The following is a 19,983-nucleotide window of genomic DNA, read 5'->3' as shown; positions in this document are numbered from 1 at the left end:
ATCGGATTGCAGGTGGGCAATCCATGGGAGCCCACCAGATGAATACAAAAAAGCCGCAAGGCAGGGAACGGAAACATGGGGTCTACCCCATTCCTGTTCACTCTGCCTGCGGCTTTTTATTGTTCTACCATTTAATGGAGGCTGGCCTTGCGGCTGCCTGAATTAATAACGCTGCGGAGCAGCTTTTTTGCCCAAATCCGTCATGTATGTGAAGAACGCTTCTGGATCGGTATCATACACGAGTTGTACTGGACGTCCGTCTGCTTGTTCCACCGTACGGCCCTGGCTTGGACCATCCGGGATAACAATACAGTTCACCGTTTTCTTCTTCACGATGTCCTCACGTCCAACGGAAGCCGTAGTCAACACATCCCACAGATAGTACGTGGAATTCGTTTCGCTGTACACCAGTGGCGGACATCCTGCGTAACAGTTACCCAGGAAGTCAACGCCTTCAAAGCGGCGCTCTGCAGCCCAACGGTTACGTACAGCAGGTGTCAGAGGTACTTTGTTTGTGCTTTCCAGGGCTACCAGATCAATCTGGATACCGCTCTGCCATACACGGTAAGCCGCTTCTGGGTCCCAGAATACGTTCCATTCTGCTGTACCATCATGTTCAGGCTCTTCAACGTTCCCTCTTTCGAACGTACCACCCATCCATACAAGCTTGTCGATTTTCTCTTCAATGTCTGGTGCTTCGTCCAGTGCACGCGCGAGATCAGTCAGCGGTCCTGTGAACAGGAGCAGCGTTTTGCCTTCGGTGTTGCGCACTTTCTCAATAAGATGCTGGTGGGCCGGAACGGCAGACAAAGGAGCTTCCATTTTGCCGGATTCGTTCAGTACTGGAAGTGCATCTACATAGAAGGAATGCAATCTCCACGCCGCAGGAAACGGATTTTTACCTCTGGAGTTGGATTTCGCTACCTCTACGGAATATGTGCCGAAGCGATCGATAATTTTACGGCTGGCATCTGTAGCTGGCTCCAGATATCCGTCTGCCGGAATAACCGATACACCGGTTACATTTACATTGTCCATTTGCAGAAGCATGAACAGCGATACGAGGTCATCCACGCCGCCGTCATGGTTAAAGTACACATTAAGTTGGTTCATCATGCTTGTTTTCATCCTTCCCCATGGTTGTCCCATTGATGTTCATCCCGTCCGTCCGCCTGTGGCTGACGTTACCTCTATTATGTCCCAAAACCCTTGGCCACGTAAACCTTCCTCGTACAAAGAAAATAGCGACCAGGTCTGTTTCTGCGGATATTTTACAGTTCCTCCATTCCGTCTCAGCATATACTTGGTGCACCTACACTCCAATATGAAAAATAGTAAAAAAAGGACAGTAGGCTTAAGATCCCCACTGTCCTTGTCTGAATCTATCCATCAATTACATGGATTGTTTTTGTTTCTCTTTGGCTTTCTCTGCAACAGGCACATACTTGCCTGGCCAGAAAGCCCATTTGCCCAGCAACGTAGTAATAGCTGGCACCATGAACGGTCGAACAAGGAACGTATCGAGCAAGACACCCGCAGCCGTGATAATACCGAACTGCACCAGCACCTGTATAGGCAGTGTTGCCAGTACGGCAAACGTACCTGCCAGAATCAGACCTGCGGAAGTAATAACAGATCCGGTTTCACCCACACCTTCCTTGATCGCTTGGCGAAGTGGCATCGTTTTGCGTTTTTGCCAGATGCTTGAGATCATGAAGATGTTGTAGTCCTCACCCAGTGCCACGAGGAATACGAAGGAATATAGCGGAATCGCTCCCTGAATGGCGTCTGCCCCCAGTCCATAGTGGATGATGAGCCATCCCAAGCCCAATGCAGAGAAGTAGGATAGTACTACTGTCGCGATTAGATACGCTGTCGCTACAACAGAGCGCAGATACAACAGTAACAGCAATGTGATCATTCCAATCACCACTGGGATAATGATGCTGGCATCCCGCTCTCCGGTTACTTCGATATCATACTGCTCAGCCGTCTGACCGTCGATCCAGACATGGCTGTCCACGCTTGTTATACCAGCATCTTTCAATGCCTTCTCAGCCGTTGCCCGCAGATCCGGGATATGCTGCATCGCCTCCATGGAGTATGGATTCAGATTGAATTCCACATCGTAAGCGGTGATGTTCGCATTCTCAGCACCCTGCTGCGCTTCACCCACCTTGCTTACGTAATCCAGCGATTCCAAGCGTTGTTTCAGATCTGTCTCGCTGCCTTCTGTATCGATAATTACTTTCGCCGGAGCGAGTTCACCCTCCGAGAACTGTTCTCCAATGACTTTGAAACCTTCACGAGATGCAACATTCTCCGGGAAGGACGATAGCAAGTCATACGTGAATTTAATTTGGCTGGAGAAAGCAGCCAGTCCACCCAACAACACCAGTGTAATCGCCAGTACTGTCCACGGTTTGGTTACTACTGTACGGCCAATCCAGCTTTCCTTGATTTTACGCGGAGCAGGCGCTGGTTTGCCTTTTTTCTTCGCACGTTCTACTTCCATATCATGCGTACGCGGTACAAACGGGTAGAATGAACCCCGACCAAAGATCGCGAGCAAAGCCGGAACCAGCGTCAGGCTCGCAATAAACATGATGAAGATGGATAAACTGAATGGTACGGCAAAACGGTGATAGGCACCATATTCTGCGAACAGCAGTACAAGCAATGCTGCAACAACTGTAAATCCACTCATGGCAATCGCACCGGACGATCCGGTAATCGCCTGGAAGAGTGCTTTCTTTTTATCCGGCTCATGATAGAGAACTTGACGGAATCTGGAGATCATGAACAGACAATAGTCCGTTCCTGCGCCGAACAACAGCACCGTCATAATAGAGATGGACTGCGCGTCCACTGTAATCCAGCCCTGATCCGCCATAAATCCGAGAATCGGACTGGTGACCATATAAGCGAACCCAACTGCAATAATCGGGATAATCGCCAGTACGGGCGAACGGTAGATCAACAGCAACAGCACGAGTACCAGCACAACTGTTGCAATCAGCAGAGATACATCCGCAGATGAGAATAATCCACTTGCATCAATCGATATCCCCACCGGACCTGTAACCCGTGCACTTAGTGCGCTAGCATCATCGATGGCAACGTTAAATGGGTCTGAGCCAAAAATATCTTTCGTTTTCTGCTCCAGCGCTTCAATGCCCTCTTTCAACTGTGACGAATCAGCTTCCTGATTGAAAAAGAGCGGCATAACCAAGGTGCTTCCGTCTTCCGAAAGCTGACCTTTCAGAGCCTCTGACGGCAACTGATATAGTGGCACCACAGATTGCTGCTGCTCCACCGGATCTTGATCCAGTCGCTCCGTTAACGCCTGAATGTTCTTAATCTGTTCATCCGTCAGCCCGCCGGCTTGACGCCATACGATAAGAGCGGGAACACCTTCGCCGCCGGGAAATTCTTTCTGGGCAACTGCTGCCGCCTGCACCGAGGGCTTGGAATCACTCAGATCCTGCGCGTTATTCGTTTCACGGTCACCAACAGCAGGCCACACCACACCAAGAACAACCGCGATGATGATCCATACCAACAGTGTAATCCATTTGCTTCGTTTGCCGGCAACCCAGCGGCCGTAGCCCGAACCTTCTTGCATTGTCTCTTCATCTCCCTATTTTGGTTCTATGAAGCCGTTTTTATGTGATAAATATAGAAATGAACCACGGGTCATAGTATAATTGACTTAATTATATATACCGGAAGGTTAATATTGCAAATACTAATTTTGTGAACACTTTTGTACAGCCAACATGAATAAGTAAAGAGGTATGCAACCATGAGCAAAAAAACGAACCCTCCCCGCTCGCCGGGCAGGCCCAAAGCTGGTGCTGATCAGGCATCAGCCCAGTCGAAAATACTGATGACCGCCTCGCGGCTATTTATGGAATACGGGTATGAGCCCGTCTCTCTCCAGCAAATCGCCTCGCTATGCGGCGTAACCAAAGCATCGATCTATTATCATTTTTCCAGCAAACCGCAGCTGTTCACCGTCGCCATCACCAGTATGATGGCCATGGGCATGCAGCAGACAGCCCTTCGTATGGATGCACCAGGTACATTGCAAGAGCGGTTGGAGAAAGTTGCGGAAGGACGGATGCAACAATCCCACGTCGATACCGAGACTATGATGCGTGAAGCCAATACCTATCTGGATGCAGATCAGCTGGCCCAGATCCGTGAAGCCGAAGTCCGCATCTATGAAGTCCTTGCCACCCACTTTAAGCGGGAGATGGACAACGGTTATTTGCGATCTGCCAATCCGATGCTGCTTGCCCACGCGTTCACGTCCTTGCTGATGCTGGCTAACCGTGAAGGCGTGCGCGACATGCATGCAACGATTGCCGATCTGGCACATGAGCTGGTAGCTTTATTTTTGGACGGAGCCGCTCACAAGGCGTAAAGATCTCTCCATGCTTTTGCCAATGCGGCGATACCAGCTCAATCAGTCCTGCATGACGATTTGAACCCATAGGAGGAATAAACCATGTCCCAACCAACACCATCCGCACGCATCCCACGTCTGTTGGAAACGAAGCGCATCTATCTGCGTCCATTTGAATCGACTGACGTTGATACCTATTTCCCCGGATTGTTTGACGCCGAGATGCGTAAACTTACTGGAACACAAAACAGCTTCACCCGTACCCAAGTAGAACGTTACATCGAAAACGCGGCCCAAGATGACTCACGCCTGATGCTGCTGATTGCCTTGCAGGAGAATGACCAGGTCATCGGAGAGATTGCCCTGATGGATATGCATACCAAAAATCGCAGTGCGCACATCCGAATCGCCATTGATCATACAGAGCATCAAGGAAAAGGGTATGGCAGCGAGGCATTGCTGCTTATGCTGGACTACGGCTTCGGTATCTGCAATCTGCACCGAATCGAGCTTGAAGTGTATGCCTTCAATCAACGTGCGATTCGTACATATGAGAAACTAGGATTTCAACGTGAAGGTTTACGGCGAGATGCCTTGTATTACAATCATCAATATCACGATTCCATTCAGATGAGCATGCTGGAGAATGAATTCCGAGAGCGGCATGTCAGCATACTTGGATAACGAAGACTACGTGCTACCGGGAGGGAATCTCATCCGGTTGGTTTACGTTCCCGGCAAATAACCATGCTCCAGTGGATTTATGCACTACAGCAACCATAAATGGACGATTAACCTCCATCTTGATTGGATCAGTTGGTGGAGCACTTCCAGCCTGCATCTCTACCAGCGTTGAAGCTGCCGCTACAGTCCCTTGCTCGCTCACTTCCATTACGGCACGATGCAGTACCTGACCAATGTATGCTTGCAAGTTCGGCCCGGGAGACATCATTTCCGTGAAATTGGCAGCATACGGATCAAAGGCCATTTCCATCCCCATCTGCTGCAACGTCTCTTTCAGGTTCATGCCATACTCCGCACGAAAACGTGGCAAGGACAGCTCAACTAGGCTATATTCGGAGCCACGATCAAGCCGTTTTGGGTCATCCAGCAACTGCTGCTGAACCTCATCCAGCGTACGCCCCTCTCGTGGCAAAACGACAAGCAGATGCATCTGGCCATCTCCGTAAGGCAGCCTCACCGCCTGCCAATCCTCATTCTCCGAGTATTGGAACTGCTTTGTCTGATGCATCATCCGCACAGACAGGTGCTTTCCATTTGCCAGCTTAAACTCATCATCCGTCGTGTACTCCGGATTAAACTCAGCCATCCAGTTTCCATCAAATGCAATGGCATTCACAAGAATCATCAGGGTTTCCTTTGCAGGTGGCTCCTGCATCAAGTTTGGAATCATGCCTTCGGTGTGCTGCTTCACCCATTGATTAATCTCTTCCTTTGCTTGTGCTGGTTGTCCATTGAGTGTCCTGATTTCGGCTTCATACGTTTGCTGTACGGCTGTTTGATACGTTTCCTCTACCGGGATTCGGTCCTTCACCCACATGGAGTTCGCAATACCGATCTGTATTCCTTTTCCCGGATGGTTCAACAACTGCTGCAAAGCCGCTTGAGAAGCATTCACTTGCTCCATTTCTAGCCCCGACCAGCCCATGAACTCTGCCATCTCTCGCCTAGTCTCGCCTACGCTGCCGTTATATGCCATGCCAATCGCCGCCGCAATGCTGTAAGGAGAGATCAGCAGATTATTCCCATCAGCTTTCTCTTTGGTACCCATCTGTTGAAGGATGCGCAGCCCCATGGTGTTCATGGCTTGGATTCTTTCGGGTTCGATCTCTTTCAGAGCAGCCTTTCGTTCTGACTCGGATAGCTCCTGATTCGAATTAGATTGCATCTTGTTCGGGTCCCCCTTTGCTGAACAGCTCGTAATGATCAGCCCACTTATACAGCATAATAACAGTAGTACTCCTAACCGTGCATGCATCGTAATCCCCCCTCATCCGTAATACTCAGATACCCGTCATAGCAATTTACTGATTCCCTTTTTTTACTAGACGTACGGTTGAGAAAAAAGGTTACTTTACACTCATATGCTAAGGTCACCAATTTCTACTGTAGAAAACACCATTCAAAACGAGTCAAAACGGTTATATCTATACCATATACGAATGGAGGGATTCCCTATGATTCCAGCAACGTTGGAACAATTAGAGCAAGTTCGCAAGGAATGCCGCACCATGGTCAAAAAGAGAGCCACCGCTTCCGCTGGTACAACACTCGTTCCTCTTCCAGGTACAGACGTCCTGGCTGATGTGGGAATGCTCATGCAGCTACTGCCTGCCATTAACAATAAATTCGGATTATCGCAAAAACAGCTCGACGGTATGGACCCTGAGACCAAATCCATGATCTACGGATTCGTCATGTCCATCGGAAGTAAAGTCATTGGACGTATGGTAACCAAAGAACTGGTAGTAGTCGTGCTAAAAAGGGTCGGAGTACGCGTAGCTACCAAATCAGTCGCCAAATTTGTACCTTTTGCAGGTCAAGGACTGGCTGCCGCGCTCAGCTTTACAGCCATGCGGTATGTCGGCAACAAACATGTTGAGGACTGTTATGAGGTCGTGAAACGTATGATCGAGCAGCGTGAATTACTACCGGGCGAGCCGGCACCTTCTGCGCTTGAGGAAGCAGACGAAGATCCAAAGCTGGAAGTAAAGACGTCATCCGGCGACAACGAAGGTAAAGCTCCAGAAGATTCGAAAAAGGACTAAAGAAAGAAGAAATTATATCGTGGGACTTTCCGCGGTAGCAAACAAATAGCCGGGTTCACCTAAAGGGTGAACCCGGCTATTATGTTAACGCCATCTAGGATCAGATCGCCTGTGGCTGTTGCTCCGTAAACTGACTGTTGTACAGATCAGCATAGAAGCCTTGTTTCTCCATCAGTTCCTCATGATTACCCTGCTCAATCACGTTACCATGATCCATGACAAGAATCAGGTCGGCTCCGCGAATGGTGGACAATCTGTGGGCAATGACAAAGCTGGTGCGATCCTTCATCAGATCATTCATCGCTTTCTGGATGAACACTTCGGTCCGTGTATCGACACTGCTCGTCGCTTCATCGAGAATCAGAATGGCCGGATTCGCCAGAATTGCTCTCGCAATAGTCAGCAATTGTTTCTGCCCCTGTGAAATGTTCGATGCTTCTTCATTCAGCACCGTATCATATCCATCAGGCAAGGTACGAATGAAGTGATCAGCATGGGCCGCATCGGCTGCCTTGATGACTTCCTCTTCCGTTGCGCCTTCTCGGCCATAGGCGATGTTGTCACGAATCGTTCCGTTGAACAGCCATGTGTCCTGAAGCACCATCCCAAACAGGCTGCGCAGCTTGCCGCGCTCCATGTCCACGATATTAACACCGTCAATTGTAATTTGGCCGTCCTGAATTTCATAGAAACGCATCAGGAGGTTGATCAACGTTGTTTTCCCCGCTCCAGTCGGTCCGACGATGGCTACCGTCTGTCCCGGTTTTACATCAATATTCATATTTTGAATGAGTAACTCATCCGCTTTATATCCAAAATTCACACCATGGAATGCAACGGCACCCTGTGGATACTGCAATTGTACTGGTTTTGAAGATTCTGGAACCTCTTCCTCTTCATCCAGCAATTCAAATACCCGCTCCGCCGAAGCGATGGTGGACTGAATGATATTCGAGATGTTGGCAATCTGGTTAATTGGCTGAGTGAACTGACGGGAGTACTGTGTGAATGCAAGGATATCCCCGATGGAGATGGCACCACGTGTAACAAAGATCCCGCCGACCACACAGATCAGCACATAACCAAGGTTACCTACAAACGTCATCAGTGGCATGATAATCCCCGAGATAAACTGGGCTTTCCAACCGGATTCATACAGCTCTTCGTTCACTTTTTCGAACTGCTCTACGGAATGTTCTTCCCGTCCAAAGGCTTTAACCACCTTATGTCCGGTGTACATTTCCTCGACATGGCCGTTCAATTCACCAAGTGATTTCTGCTGGCCTGCAAAGTGTTTTTGCGAACGAGATGCCACCAGAATAACAACAACTACACTTAATGGCAGTGTCAAAATGGTTATCAGGGTCATCCATGGACTAATGGTCAACATCATGATGATAACCCCGACAATGGTGACTACAGATGTAATGAACTGCGCCAAACTTTGCTGGAGCGTATTACTGATGTTGTCCACATCGTTTGTCGCCCGGCTTAATGTTTCCCCGTGGGTACGGGAGTCAAAATATTTCAGTGGCAGACGTCCAACCTTGGCACTGATCTGCTCACGCATATCATACACAACTCGCTGAGCAACACCAGCCATCAGGTATTGCTGAATGTACATGAAAGCTGCACTAAACAGATAGAGTCCCACAAGCAGATACAATACTTTCATCAAGGCAGGAAAATCAATGCCGGCCCCCTGTACACCCTGAAGGATGGCAATAGCGCCTTTACTGAGAATATCCGTACCTTCTGCCATAACCTTTGGGCTGATAATGCTGAACACGGTACTTAGAATTGCAGCAACCAGCACACCCAGCAAACGATAGCTGTGGGGCTGAAGATAACGCATCAAGCGTCGCAGTGTACCTTTGAAATCCTTCGCTTTCTCCACGGGAGGCCGCATGCCCATTCCGCCTCCGGGATGACCCGGCCCGCCAGGGGGACGAGATGACTTGCGTTCTGTACGTTCACTCATGCGATCTCCTCCTCTGTCAGCTGGGAGGATACAATCTCGCGATATACTTCATTGTGCTCCATCAGCTCTTTATGTGTTCCCGAACCGACAATCCGTCCCTCATCCATAACCAGAATGCGATCTGCATCCATAACCGTACTTACGCGCTGAGCCACAATAAGCACTGCTGCTTCAGTCGTTTCGGACTTCAGGGCAGCACGAAGTTTGGCATCGGTTTTGAAATCGAGAGCCGAGAAGCTGTCGTCAAAAATATATACTTCCGGACGGCGAACCAGTGCGCGTGCAATGGACAAACGCTGTTTCTGTCCACCGGATACGTTGTTACCTCCCTGCGCAATGACGCTATCGTAACCGTCTTTCATCTCCGTAATGAAGTTCTCTGCCTGGGCCGTTTGAGCGGCTCGAACAATCTCCTCCATCGTAGCGTCATCCTTCCCGTGGCGGATATTCTCCGCAATTGTTCCGGTGAAAAGAATCGCTTTTTGTGGTACAAATCCGATTTTGGCCCGCAGATCTTCCTGCCGTAGCTCACGGACATCTGTTCCATTTACCCGCACAGTGCCCTCCGTTACATCATAGAAACGTGGAATGAGACTGAGCAATGTGGATTTACCTGAGCCCGTACCCCCAATAATCGCTGTGGTCTCACCCGGGCGTGCCGTAAATGAAATGCCTGACAACGCAGCATTTTCCGCACCCGGATAACGGAATGTCACGTTATCGAATTCAATCGTGCCTTGCAGCGATTTCATCTCACGAGGCTGCTCTGGGTTGCTGAGATCCGGATGCATATCCAATACTTCGTTGATCCGCTCTGCCGAAGCCGAAGCTCTTGGAATCATGACAAAGATAATGGAGACCATAATGAGGGAGAACATGATTTGCATCGCATATTGAATAAAGGCAATTAATGAACCAATATTCATATTCCCGCTGTCGATACGCTGTCCACCGAAATACAGGATGGCAATCATTGAAAAGTTCATAACCAGCATCATAACAGGCATTAATGTTGCCATGAGCACATTCACTTTAATGGAAACGTCTCTCAGATCTGTATTGGCTCCATTAAAGCGAGCACGTTCATGTTCCCCACGATTAAAGGAACGAACCACGCGAATCCCAGTTAGTTGCTCACGCAGGACCAGATTGAGTCGGTCGAGTTTTTTCTGAATTTGTTTGAACAAAGGCAGACCTTTCGCACCAATCAGTGCAATGGCTCCAGCCAGTACAGGCAAGACAACCAGGAAGATGGTCGATAATTTGGCATCCTGGGATACCGCCATGAAGATACCGCCGATACACATCATCGGAGCCATAACCATCATGCGTAGCATCATCGTTAATACGTTCTGGACCTGCGTAATATCATTGGTGGTACGAGTGATTAGTGAAGCTGTACCCAATTTATCAAATTCCTGCAGCGAATAGTTCTCCACATGGCGGAATACTCTGCTGCGCAGCTGTTTGGCAAATCCACCCGCTGTGCGGGATGAAAGGTAACTGGCTGTTATAGAACAAGCCGTGCCTGCTATCGCAATCACCAGCATCCAGCCACCAATCTGCCAAATGTATGGAACATCTCCTTTTATTATGCCGCCATTAACGATGTCCGCCATCAGGGTTGGCAAATACAGTTCAGCTAGCGACTGTAACAGCACCAGACCCAGTATGAAGAAAATGGGGACTCGGTAAGGCTTAAGCATGCGAAACAATTTCATCATGGCTTATCATCTCCTTGTGTGGACGCATCCATCTGTTGGGAAACCCTTGTATCAAAAAAGGTGTACACCTTGGTCAACAACGCCGCTAATTGAAGACTGTCTTCCTCACCCAGATGCTCAACGAGCTTATTAAATATCTCCATGCGCTCCTGATGTGCCGCCCGAATAATTTCACGACCTGCTTCGGTAATGGTGATGCGGACTGCGCGACGATCCTCCGGGTCCATGGTTCGTTCAACCAGCCCTTCGTCTTCAAGCCCTCGAATGACAGGAGTAATCGTCGGCGATTTCACACGCAACAAAGCACTAATTTCCGATACTTTTAGTCCTGGATGATTTGAATGTAGTGTGTCATTGAAATTAGGAGGATTATCCTGCCAATTCAATCGTTCTCCCGGATGCATGCCGTGGAGCAAACAACCCAGTACCATAATTTCATTGTGATTACGCCCATGTGGTTTATGTTGCCTCCATTTGCCTTTATTAAACTGCATAATGGAATACAAAAGCTTCTGGGCAACCGGATCTATACCAGTCATTATTGTCCCCCCTTTAATTTCATTATCATTCCATAGACGTCCAACATCAAAGGACATCTATTAAATAGCATTCCAATTAAATAGCCAATCAATTAATTAGGTGTACTAAGTATATTCCTGCAAAAGTTGAATGTCAAATAGCAAATACACACCAAAAAACCGTGACTTTAAAGTCACGGTTTTGAACTAAATATAGAAGAATCAGGACTGTGAAGCAGAAACAGTTTTGAGCGCAGAAGCAAAAGGGAAATACTCCTTCGCATTGTTGTAGGCGATGCCCTGTACGATCTGTCCAAGCAGTTCCATATCATGTGGTACCTCGCCCTGTTCGGCCCATTCACCGATGAGGTTGCAGACCAGGCGGCGGAAATACTCATGTCGTGTGTAGGAGAGGAAACTGCGGGAATCGGTTAGCATACCGACGAAACGGCTGATTAGACCTACATTCGCCAGCGCCTTCATTTGAGCGAGCATGCCGTCCTTCGTATCGTTGAACCACCAGGCTGCACCAAGCTGGATTTTGCCTGGAATGGCGCCGCCCTGGAAGCTGCCGATAATCGCTGCGAGCACTTCATTGTCCCGAGGATTCAAGGAATACAAGATCGTTTTCGGCAGCGCCTGCTGCTGCTCCAACGCATCGAGCAAACCGATCATGGCTGAGGAAAGCGGCGTATCATTAACGGAATCATAACCGGTATCCGGGCCAAGCTGGGCGAACATACGGCTGTTATTGTTGCGGGCCGCATTAATATGGAACTGCATTACCCAGCCCCGATCTGCGTACAGCTTGCCGAGGAAAGTCAGCGTTACCGTCTTGTACTTGTCCTCTTCCTCACGACTAACCTTCTCGCCTGCAATAGCCTTGGCAAAAATCGCTGCTGCTTCCTCACGTGTGGCCGTGCCGTAAGGTACATAATCGAGTGCATGGTCAGACACCCGGCCTCCTACGGAGTGGAAGAACTCTACCCGGGACTCTAGGGCCGAGAGAAATGAGTCATAATCGGAAATCGCCGTTCCGGCTGCCTGCGACAGCTTGCCTACCCATTCCGAGAAGGTGTCACGGTTCAATTCCAATCCTTTATCCGGACGGAATGAAGGCAGTACAGCGGTATCGAAACCTTCAATCTCCTGAATCTTCAGGTGATATTCCAAGGAATCACATGGATCATCCGTCGTGCATACCACGGTAACATTGGATTTGGTAATGAGATCACGTGCACCGAATCCGTCACTGTTCAGCTTCGCATTTACTTTTTCCCAGATGGCCGGGGCGCTCGTCTCATTCAACACTTCATAGACACCGAAATAACGCTGTAATTCCAAATGAGACCATGCGTACAGCGGGTTACCAATCATCATCGGTACGGTTTTGGCGTACGCCAGAAAACGATCGTAATCGGTTACGCCCTCTCCTCCCGTAATGTACTGCTCCTCAATTCCGTTTGCGCGCATCAGCCGCCATTTGTAGTGATCACCGTATAACCAAGCCTCTGTAATATTGCCAAAGGTTTTATTCTCGTAGATCTCCTGTGGACTCAAGTGACAGTGATAGTCAATAATCGGCATGTCCTTCGCATAGTCCTCATATAACCTGATCGCCGTTTCATTGTGCAGTAAAAATTGTTCATCCAGAAAAGACTTCATTCGCCTCGCACGCTCCCTTTAGGTGAGTTTACGTTCATATGGGTTCACTTCCCAATCTTTACGCTACACTGTTTGCCCACAAAGTTCAATATAAAATGATAGCGTTATCACAAAAGGTTGATTTAGGCATATTTCCTGGAACGAGGTATACTGATTTTAATCTAATTGATGCTGATCTGAAGATGATAGAAGGAGATGAAATGGATGAAAATAACATTTCTCGGTACAGGAGACATGTTCAGTGTAGAGCAACACCACAACAGTATGCTGGCCGAATTCGGCGATACACATCTGGTGATTGATTTTCCGGAATCCAATGCAAAAGCATTAAAGGAATACGGCTTTCCAATGACGGATATTCACAATGTGTTTATTACCCATCTGCATGAAGATCATATTAACGGAGTACAGATGCTCGGATATTATTCACAGATTGTGAGCGACCGCAAGCCACGCCTGTTTATCCACGAGGAACTGGTTGATCCGTTATGGAACATTTTATCCCCAGGCATGCGTTATACAACCGATGGGGAGCGTACGATGAGCGACTATTATGATATCGTACCTTTACCGGATGGAGGCACATTTGAGCTGGGGGGCGTAACGTTTGAGACTTTTCGAACACAGCACGTGCCGGGTATGGTCAGCAATGGCCTTCTTGCAAAGCCCTTCTTCTACTATAGCGCGGATAGCACGCTCGATCAGGAACGGGTAGAGCAGGCCGCCGCAGACATACAGCTGATCTTCCACGAATGTCATATGCATGATCTGGTGATCAAATCACACACCTCACTGAAGGATCTGCAACAACTTCCTGCCGAAGTGAGACAGAAAACCGTGCTCATGCATTATCATGATGAATACGCTGATGCGGACAAACGGGCACAGTTCAACCAAGAACATGATCTAAGAATGGTGGGCACGCTGGAGTCGTTTGAACTGGAAGTGTAGTACGCAACTCGAGCTATATGTATCACCAAAATAAAGAGGCAGCATCCATTCAGGTTCCTTTGAAGGAGCTTTTCGGGTGCTGCCTTTCTATTGATCTGCCTTTCTATTGATCTGCATTCCATGATTTCATATATTCAATAGTTTCAGGAGATGGTTTGGCCTTAACATGAATGTAATCTTCCGTTCGCTGATCATTTGGTCCGTAAGAAATTTTGATATACATATCCTGATAAGTTTTAATGCTATTGCTATGGATCTCCGCTTTGGGCTTCAAAATATAATCTCGGAGTAAACTTAATCCCAACGGTTCTTTACCAGGACCCAGAGTAGTCTCGTGCGTATTTCCCGCATTGGAGTTGAGAAGCTCAGTGGCGTTAATGCTGTTCATCAAGGATGGATCAAGTGTAAAAGACTGTATCACATTGACCATCGGTAACCGGGCCTCTTGAACAGAAATCTCATATATAATGCGGTCCAGATCCGATTCATGATGAACTCTAACAGTAGCAGTCAAGGTATAATCATCTGGCAAACGCTCCTGAAAGGAATCCGAATTTTTCAGCAAGCGCTGGGTCAAATCTCTTCGCTCGGTATTCAGCGTATAATCATCCGTTCGCTTCGGTTCTCCCCTTGGCCCTTTGTTTGTTCCCAAACTGCAAGCCCCCAGACAAACCGCCAGCACAAGCAGAAACAACCCCAACTGTACTAATTTCCTCACCCGATTTCCCCCTCGGTATGATCTATCTAAAATGATCACGAATCTATTTTAATAGCAATCATTATATTGGTTTATTATTCCATATAAGGATAACACGAATAAGCTTAGTCTACCTAACATAAATAAACCACCTGCCTGGCAGATAGATCGCCAGTTCAGGTGGTTTAACATTCTATATGAAGATTTACTGATCCTCAACGTATTATTTAGCGGAAGATTCCTCACCCTGATTCGGGAGAGCCCACACGGAGACGCCTCCACCACATACATGGAAAGTGGCCCAACCGTCTTTCTCAATAGTGATGTCGTCCTCACAGCTGTGCGTCAGATCGGTCCAGAGCTCGCCAGCACGGTGTTCGCCAACAAACATCCTTTTCTCACCATCATCACCATTCGAGATAACTACTGCACAACCAGAGCCTTCGATTTCGTCCACCCCGCGGCGTACCCACCCAATCGTGTTCGCGTGATCGAAGTAATCTTCCTGCTCTCCATAAGCTTTGTCGTAACGGGCTGACATCAGAATGTCGAGAATGTCCTTCTTGCCCTCGACAGGTTCGGGACCACCAATGCCGTAATAATCACCGTAAAAGACAACCGGATAACCGTCACGACGCAGCAGCGTCAGCGCATAGGCGCTCGGCTTGAACCAATCGCCCACCCAGGATTCCAGCGCTTCATGCGGCTGGGAATCATGATTATCAACAAACGTTACGGCATGCGTTGGATGTGTCTGCACCAGGGTGTCATCAAAAATCTTGGAAAGATCGAAATCCCGCCCAACCAGAGAGGCTTCATGAAGTTTGTAATGCAGGGACACATCGAACAGATCAATCTGATAGTCCACCGTATCCAGAAATTCACGGCATGCATCGAGATTGGAGTTCCAGAACTCGCCCACAATGTAGAAATCCTGCCCCCGTTTGCGGATCATCTCAGCAGCGAATTCCTTGATGAATTCGTGATTGATATGTTTGATCGCATCCAATCGAAAACCGCTGCATTGCAACGTATCGATGAGCCATTTTCCCCATTGGAGCATTTCCTGCCGAACATCTGGGTGATTGTAATCGATATTGGCGAACATCAGGTAATCATAGTTGCCGAACTCATCGTCGACATTTTGATTCCAGTTCTTGTTCTCCCCTGCAATGCGGAACACACCGCTCCGTTCTTCCTTGGCATCAAAGTCTGTACCGTTGAAGTGTTCGGCGTTCCATTTGAAAGAGGAGTATTGATCTCCGCGACCCGGAAATGTGAATTTGGTCCAACCCTCAATCTCGAACGGTTTGGAGATTTCCTTCAATCGATCATTGGGATCGACCTCAATTATCTTGAAGACTTCCGTCTCATCCGCACCCGCTTTATGGTTCATCACCAAATCCACATAGACGGCAACACCATTCTTCTGGCACTCGGCAATCGCATCCACCAGTTCCTGCTTGGTACCGTATTTGGTGCGCACGCTGCCTTTCTGGTCAAATTCGCCCAGATCGTACAGGTCATATACGCCGTAACCGGTATCCTCGGCAGATACGGCTTTGGTCACCGGAGGCACCCACACGGAGTCAATGCCTTTTGCTTTCAGTTCTGGCGCCATTTCGGCCAATCGTTTCCAGTGATTTCCGTCTGCGGCCAGGTGCCATTCAAAAAACTGCATCATCGTATGATTTCTCTTCATTCCCAACCGACCTCCTTGATTGCTTCCGAAGCGGACCACGGCATGCATCTGTATCGTCCTTGTTCGTTCGTATGCTATCCAAGTAATACCCTTTTCGGCCTACCCTTCAATCATGCACAGCAAAGAAAGCTGAAAAGTTTACGATCGATCTTTTAGCTATAAATCGTTATGAAGGTGAAATCCGTGTGTAGTCCTGCCACTCCTCGGGCAGCAATGAACGATACGGTTCCTCGGTGAAACGATCATCGACCAGCACCAGTACGCCCTTATCCTCTTCCGTACGTATCAGCCTTCCACCTGCCTGCAATACCTTGTTCATACCTGGGAAAACATAGGCGTAATTGAATCCATTTCGCCCTGTACGACTATAATAATCGCGGAGTACGTTGTTCTCCAGACCAATTTGGGGTAATCCAGCACCGACCACCACAACTCCATTCAGACGATCACCCGGCAGATCCACACCTTCGGAAAATACACCGCCCATAACGGCAAATACCAACCGTGTTCGTTCAGGATGTGGCTGGAACGCGTTCAGGAACGCCTCCCGTTCCTCTTCACTCATACCCTGCTCCTGCATCACGACTTCTGCCTCGCCCGGCTGTTCCATATACGTCGCATGTACTTCGCGCATATAAGGATAGGATGGGAAAAAGACGAGCAGGTTGCTATGGGGCCACTCGGCAACCAACTGGCGCAGCATACTGGCAATAGGCTGTCTGGAACGCTCACGATCCCGATAGCGAATCGATAATGGCAGCAATCTCACATCCAGCTGTTCCCGCTGGAAAGGCGAAGCAATACGCAAGGTATAATCCTCTTCCTCCGCACCTAACATATCCCGGTAATAACCAAGAGGTGACAATGTCGCAGAGAAATGAATGGTAGAACGGAACCCTTTGGCAGTCTGGCGCAGCAGCACGGACGGATCCAGGCAGAACAGCTTCACTCGTACTTCACTTCGCACACATTCCATATAGGTAATGAAGCGATCATCATACAGCTTGGCAATACGCAGGAAATTCTGTGCGGTGAAGTAGGCTGCCAGCAGCAATTCATCCGTCTCGGCATTTCCCGAACCGCCTTCAACAAGGCATTGCTCCGCAACCATGACAAAAGGCTCCAGCAGTTCAATCAGCTCCTCCGGCGCCTCCTGTTGCAGCAATTTGCCCTCATCCCCGCCGTTTTTGCGAAGCGTAATCAGGTATTTGTCGATGGCACCCGTACGATCCGCGATGGCTTTGGCAGCGGTCACACTGCTGCCCAGCGTCTGGAACTCCCTTTTGACATCCAGAAAGACGGCCTTCTCCAGCTCTGCCGAAAACATCATTCGGCCCCGATCGACCAGATTATGTGCCTCATCGACCAATAATACCGTCTTGCGCTTCTGCTCCTCCAGCATTCGTTTGAGCGAGATACGCGGATCGAAAATATAGTTATAGTCGCAGATCACCGCATCGGCTGCATACGCAGCATCCAGTGAAAATTCAAACGGACATACCCGATGCTTGCGCGCGTACTGTTCAATAACCGGGCGTGTCATTAACGTCTCATGTTCCAGCATATCCAGCACGGCTCCATTAATACGGTCATAATATCCTTCGCACATGCCACACTGTCCCGTATCACAGGCTTCCTCTTCCTTGAAACAGATCTTGTCCTTTGCCGTCAGACTGATCACATGCATCTTCAATCCTTCCGCCTGCATCCGGGCAAAAGCCTCTTCTGCCGCCACTCGCGTCGTCGTTCTTGCGGTCAGATAGAACAATCGTTTGGCTTCTCCTTCACCAATGGCCTTGACCGTGGGAAACAGGACTGACATCGTTTTGCCAATACCCGTTGGCGCTTTCGCCATCAGTCCCTGCCCCTCGCGGATGGTCTTGTATACGGCTCCTGCCAGCTTGCGCTGTCCCTCTCTGTATTTACGAAAAGGGAAAGGCAGCTCTCGCACGCTTATATCGCGCTTCTCTTCATAAGCCACAATCATCTCTGCGTATGGCGCGTAACCAGCGACCAGCTCTGCTGCAAACTGTTCCAGCTCCTGCCGTTCCAGCATCCGCCGAAACCGTCTTTCCTCATTATTCACGGTGTGCACGTATGTAAGCTGTACCTGCATACGGGGTTCATCATGCTGAACGGCGTACATATAGGCATACATCATGGCCTGCGCCCAGTGTACGGGGGCCCCCTCGCCCAGATCGTCCAGATTGCCCGCAGTTGATTTGATCTCATCCACCGTCAGTTGACCATCCAGACGAATCAGTCCGTCACATCGTCCCTCCACCACGTAGGTCAAGTCTCCGTGCTGCAGTTCCACTTCGAGAACGACTTCTTTCAAATCCTCTTCTGTGTAATCCTTTTGCACTCGCTGATGTATCCGCGTTCCCTCCTGCATCGATGCATTCGAGCGGAACCCTGGACGTATGCTACCACTGCGGTACACATATTCCACCAAAGGCCTGACTGATATTCGAATTGCGGTTGTCATGCGATCACCCGTTCTGTTTGTAGTGACTATACTTTATCACGAAAAGCGGTGCTCAAACCAGCCAATCAGCGGATTGGACTCGTCCTTTCCCATATGCTATGTTGGGGTGTATAAGTTGAACTAGATAAAAGTTACACTTGCCACTCCGATGACAGAACAATCTTCCGATCGCTGTTATCCCCAGATTTTTTTGATTCATTTTTACAAAGGTAAACATCCGAGGATAAAGGCGAACGCTTCGCTTCTCCAGCTTATTTCTGTCCTCTACGTTCTCGTGTAAAAGTGTAGTTAAACTTATATTGAATGTACTTAAATGAGGAGGCATCTTCTATGTATATCTATTTGGTCCCTTCACCGATTCCGGATGCACTTGCTGCATATCCGCATCTGACTTTGCGCAGCGAGGAACAGGTTCGTTTGGCCATTGAATCGACAGAACGTCTGATGAACATCGAGTCCGATGACAACGTAGCGGCGTATGAAACCTTCGATGCCGCAGGCTCCTGGACAGGCGGCGGTTATGCCGTTCTCAACAATATACCCGTATCCGAAGATGGACGGAATGACTTCGAGGAACGCTTCAAGAACCGTGCACGCAAAGTGGAAGACGAACCCGGCTTTGTCGGCATTCGTGTGCTTCGTCCTTTAAAAGACGATACGTATGTCGTACTTACACTTTGGCAGTCCGAGGATCATTTCAAAAACTGGCAGCAGTCCCAAGCCTATAACCATGCTCACCGCAACCGCAGCACGAGTGAAGGGCTGACTGCACAGAAGCCCACCATGTTTCCAAGACCTTCATTCGTCACGACCTTCACCATAGAGTAAACGAACGGGAACAAACCTAATGTTATGCCCCAGAACCTGTATGCAAGTTTACAGATATACTGTGATCACACTTTGGACAAGCATCATTTAATTATTTGTACTTTAAAATGATAACCCCTTCCGCCTCTTCTTCAATGGAAGGGGCTTTTTGTATACGTGAGGTCAAGAATGATCCCAAGCTCCTCTCTCCTTTTTCCAATAATTGCAAGAATTGAGCAAACAATAAGTT

Annotated in this window: 16 protein-coding genes; 6 read left to right on the top strand and 10 right to left on the bottom strand. The window is 48.7% G+C overall.

All coding sequences use genetic code 11. The features are described 5' to 3' along the window. Positions 1 to 38 precede the first annotated feature (38 nt). Entirely contained in the window at positions 39 to 161 is a 123-nt protein-coding gene (locus gpAD87_RS32850) for a hypothetical protein (protein ID WP_269453528.1), read from the top strand. A gap of 1 nt (position 162) precedes the next feature. Here the strand turns inward: gpAD87_RS32850 and gpAD87_RS26350 are convergent, their stop codons facing one another. Next, positions 163 to 1,113, bottom strand: a complete 951-nt coding sequence (locus gpAD87_RS26350) for a nucleoside hydrolase (RefSeq protein WP_064642047.1) — start codon at positions 1,111 to 1,113, stop codon at positions 163 to 165. A gap of 280 nt (positions 1,114 to 1,393) precedes the next feature. Beyond that, positions 1,394 to 3,625, bottom strand: coding sequence for an MMPL family transporter (locus gpAD87_RS26345; RefSeq protein ID WP_064641774.1), 2,232 nt, complete (start codon positions 3,623 to 3,625; stop codon positions 1,394 to 1,396). Between the two features lie 180 nt (positions 3,626 to 3,805). On the opposite strand from gpAD87_RS26345, the gene gpAD87_RS26340 reads away from it, so the two are divergent. After that, positions 3,806 to 4,429 (top strand): TetR/AcrR family transcriptional regulator, encoded by a 624-nt coding sequence (locus gpAD87_RS26340; protein ID WP_064641773.1) that lies wholly within the window; start codon positions 3,806 to 3,808, stop codon positions 4,427 to 4,429. An 84-nt stretch (positions 4,430 to 4,513) separates the two neighbouring features. Next, on the top strand, positions 4,514 to 5,095 hold the full coding sequence (locus tag gpAD87_RS26335) for a GNAT family N-acetyltransferase (protein ID WP_064641772.1): 582 nt from the start codon (positions 4,514 to 4,516) through the stop codon (positions 5,093 to 5,095). A 13-nt stretch (positions 5,096 to 5,108) separates the two neighbouring features. On the opposite strand, the gene gpAD87_RS26330 is transcribed toward gpAD87_RS26335, so the two are convergent. Next, positions 5,109 to 6,320, bottom strand: a complete 1,212-nt coding sequence (locus tag gpAD87_RS26330; protein ID WP_064641771.1) for a serpin family protein — start codon at positions 6,318 to 6,320, stop codon at positions 5,109 to 5,111. Between the two features lie 289 nt (positions 6,321 to 6,609). Between gpAD87_RS26330 and gpAD87_RS26325 the strand changes: the two genes are divergently transcribed. Beyond that, on the top strand, positions 6,610 to 7,200 hold the full coding sequence (locus tag gpAD87_RS26325; RefSeq protein WP_064641770.1) for a hypothetical protein: 591 nt from the start codon (positions 6,610 to 6,612) through the stop codon (positions 7,198 to 7,200). Between the two features lie 100 nt (positions 7,201 to 7,300). On the opposite strand, the gene gpAD87_RS26320 is transcribed toward gpAD87_RS26325, so the two are convergent. The 4 genes from gpAD87_RS26320 to uxaC all read right to left on the bottom strand — a co-directional run bounded on the left by gpAD87_RS26320 (position 7,301) and on the right by uxaC (position 13,088). Next, positions 7,301 to 9,181 (bottom strand): ABC transporter ATP-binding protein, encoded by a 1,881-nt coding sequence (locus gpAD87_RS26320; RefSeq protein ID WP_064641769.1) that lies wholly within the window; start codon positions 9,179 to 9,181, stop codon positions 7,301 to 7,303. Beyond that, a complete protein-coding gene (locus tag gpAD87_RS26315; protein ID WP_063567314.1) occupies positions 9,178 to 10,905 on the bottom strand; it encodes an ABC transporter ATP-binding protein in 1,728 nt (575 codons plus the stop codon). The genes gpAD87_RS26320 and gpAD87_RS26315 overlap by 4 nt, the downstream gene beginning before the upstream one ends. Next, the gene (locus tag gpAD87_RS26310) at positions 10,902 to 11,444 is read right to left on the bottom strand and encodes a MarR family winged helix-turn-helix transcriptional regulator (protein WP_064641768.1); all 543 of its coding nucleotides are present in this window, start codon (positions 11,442 to 11,444) and stop codon (positions 10,902 to 10,904) included. Before gpAD87_RS26310 ends, gpAD87_RS26315 begins: the two co-directional genes overlap by 4 nt. A gap of 201 nt (positions 11,445 to 11,645) precedes the next feature. Next, positions 11,646 to 13,088 (bottom strand): glucuronate isomerase, encoded by a 1,443-nt coding sequence (uxaC, locus tag gpAD87_RS26305; protein ID WP_064641767.1) that lies wholly within the window; start codon positions 13,086 to 13,088, stop codon positions 11,646 to 11,648. 204 nt (positions 13,089 to 13,292) lie between these two features. On the opposite strand from uxaC, the gene gpAD87_RS26300 reads away from it, so the two are divergent. Next, positions 13,293 to 14,039, top strand: a complete 747-nt coding sequence (locus gpAD87_RS26300) for an MBL fold metallo-hydrolase (RefSeq protein WP_064641766.1) — start codon at positions 13,293 to 13,295, stop codon at positions 14,037 to 14,039. A 103-nt stretch (positions 14,040 to 14,142) separates the two neighbouring features. Here gpAD87_RS26300 and gpAD87_RS26295 read toward each other — a convergent pair whose 3' ends face one another. The 3 genes from gpAD87_RS26295 to gpAD87_RS26285 form a co-directional block, all read right to left on the bottom strand. Further along, complete coding sequence (locus tag gpAD87_RS26295) at positions 14,143 to 14,757, bottom strand: hypothetical protein (RefSeq protein ID WP_064641765.1); 615 nt, start codon at positions 14,755 to 14,757, stop codon at positions 14,143 to 14,145. A 202-nt stretch (positions 14,758 to 14,959) separates the two neighbouring features. Next, a complete protein-coding gene (locus gpAD87_RS26290; RefSeq protein WP_064641764.1) occupies positions 14,960 to 16,438 on the bottom strand; it encodes an alpha-amylase in 1,479 nt (492 codons plus the stop codon). Between the two features lie 166 nt (positions 16,439 to 16,604). Continuing rightward, complete coding sequence (locus tag gpAD87_RS26285; RefSeq protein WP_064641763.1) at positions 16,605 to 18,926, bottom strand: helicase C-terminal domain-containing protein; 2,322 nt, start codon at positions 18,924 to 18,926, stop codon at positions 16,605 to 16,607. 330 nt (positions 18,927 to 19,256) lie between these two features. On the opposite strand from gpAD87_RS26285, the gene gpAD87_RS26280 reads away from it, so the two are divergent. Further along, positions 19,257 to 19,754, top strand: a complete 498-nt coding sequence (locus tag gpAD87_RS26280) for an antibiotic biosynthesis monooxygenase family protein (RefSeq protein WP_063567321.1) — start codon at positions 19,257 to 19,259, stop codon at positions 19,752 to 19,754. Positions 19,755 to 19,983 lie beyond the last annotated feature (229 nt).

Source organism: Paenibacillus sp. AD87, assembly GCF_001659845.1.
Taxonomy (GTDB): domain Bacteria; phylum Bacillota; class Bacilli; order Paenibacillales; family Paenibacillaceae; genus Paenibacillus; species Paenibacillus marchantiae.
Note: the sequence above shows the minus strand (reverse complement) of the source record. Positions and strands in the feature narration are given on the sequence as shown.

What these genes read in the sequence shown, in the direction of transcription:
- gpAD87_RS26310 (WP_064641768.1), bottom strand. Translation starts at nt 11,444, where the DNA reads ATGACTGGTATAGATCCGGTTGCCCAGAAGCTTTTGTATTCCATTATG.
- gpAD87_RS26335 (WP_064641772.1), top strand. Translation starts at nt 4,514, where the DNA reads ATGTCCCAACCAACACCATCCGCACGCATCCCACGTCTGTTGGAAACG.
- gpAD87_RS26300 (WP_064641766.1), top strand. Translation starts at nt 13,293, where the DNA reads ATGAAAATAACATTTCTCGGTACAGGAGACATGTTCAGTGTAGAGCAA.
- gpAD87_RS26325 (WP_064641770.1), top strand. Translation starts at nt 6,610, where the DNA reads ATGATTCCAGCAACGTTGGAACAATTAGAGCAAGTTCGCAAGGAATGC.
- gpAD87_RS26290 (WP_064641764.1), bottom strand. Translation starts at nt 16,438, where the DNA reads ATGAAGAGAAATCATACGATGATGCAGTTTTTTGAATGGCACCTGGCC.
- gpAD87_RS26280 (WP_063567321.1), top strand. Translation starts at nt 19,257, where the DNA reads ATGTATATCTATTTGGTCCCTTCACCGATTCCGGATGCACTTGCTGCA.
- gpAD87_RS26350 (WP_064642047.1), bottom strand. Translation starts at nt 1,113, where the DNA reads ATGAACCAACTTAATGTGTACTTTAACCATGACGGCGGCGTGGATGAC.
- gpAD87_RS26345 (WP_064641774.1), bottom strand. Translation starts at nt 3,625, where the DNA reads ATGCAAGAAGGTTCGGGCTACGGCCGCTGGGTTGCCGGCAAACGAAGC.
- gpAD87_RS26340 (WP_064641773.1), top strand. Translation starts at nt 3,806, where the DNA reads ATGAGCAAAAAAACGAACCCTCCCCGCTCGCCGGGCAGGCCCAAAGCT.
- gpAD87_RS26330 (WP_064641771.1), bottom strand. Translation starts at nt 6,320, where the DNA reads ATGCAATCTAATTCGAATCAGGAGCTATCCGAGTCAGAACGAAAGGCT.
- gpAD87_RS26320 (WP_064641769.1), bottom strand. Translation starts at nt 9,181, where the DNA reads ATGAGTGAACGTACAGAACGCAAGTCATCTCGTCCCCCTGGCGGGCCG.
- gpAD87_RS26285 (WP_064641763.1), bottom strand. Translation starts at nt 18,926, where the DNA reads ATGACAACCGCAATTCGAATATCAGTCAGGCCTTTGGTGGAATATGTG.
- uxaC (WP_064641767.1), bottom strand. Translation starts at nt 13,088, where the DNA reads ATGAAGTCTTTTCTGGATGAACAATTTTTACTGCACAATGAAACGGCG.
- gpAD87_RS26315 (WP_063567314.1), bottom strand. Translation starts at nt 10,905, where the DNA reads ATGATGAAATTGTTTCGCATGCTTAAGCCTTACCGAGTCCCCATTTTC.
- gpAD87_RS32850 (WP_269453528.1), top strand. Translation starts at nt 39, where the DNA reads ATGAATACAAAAAAGCCGCAAGGCAGGGAACGGAAACATGGGGTCTAC.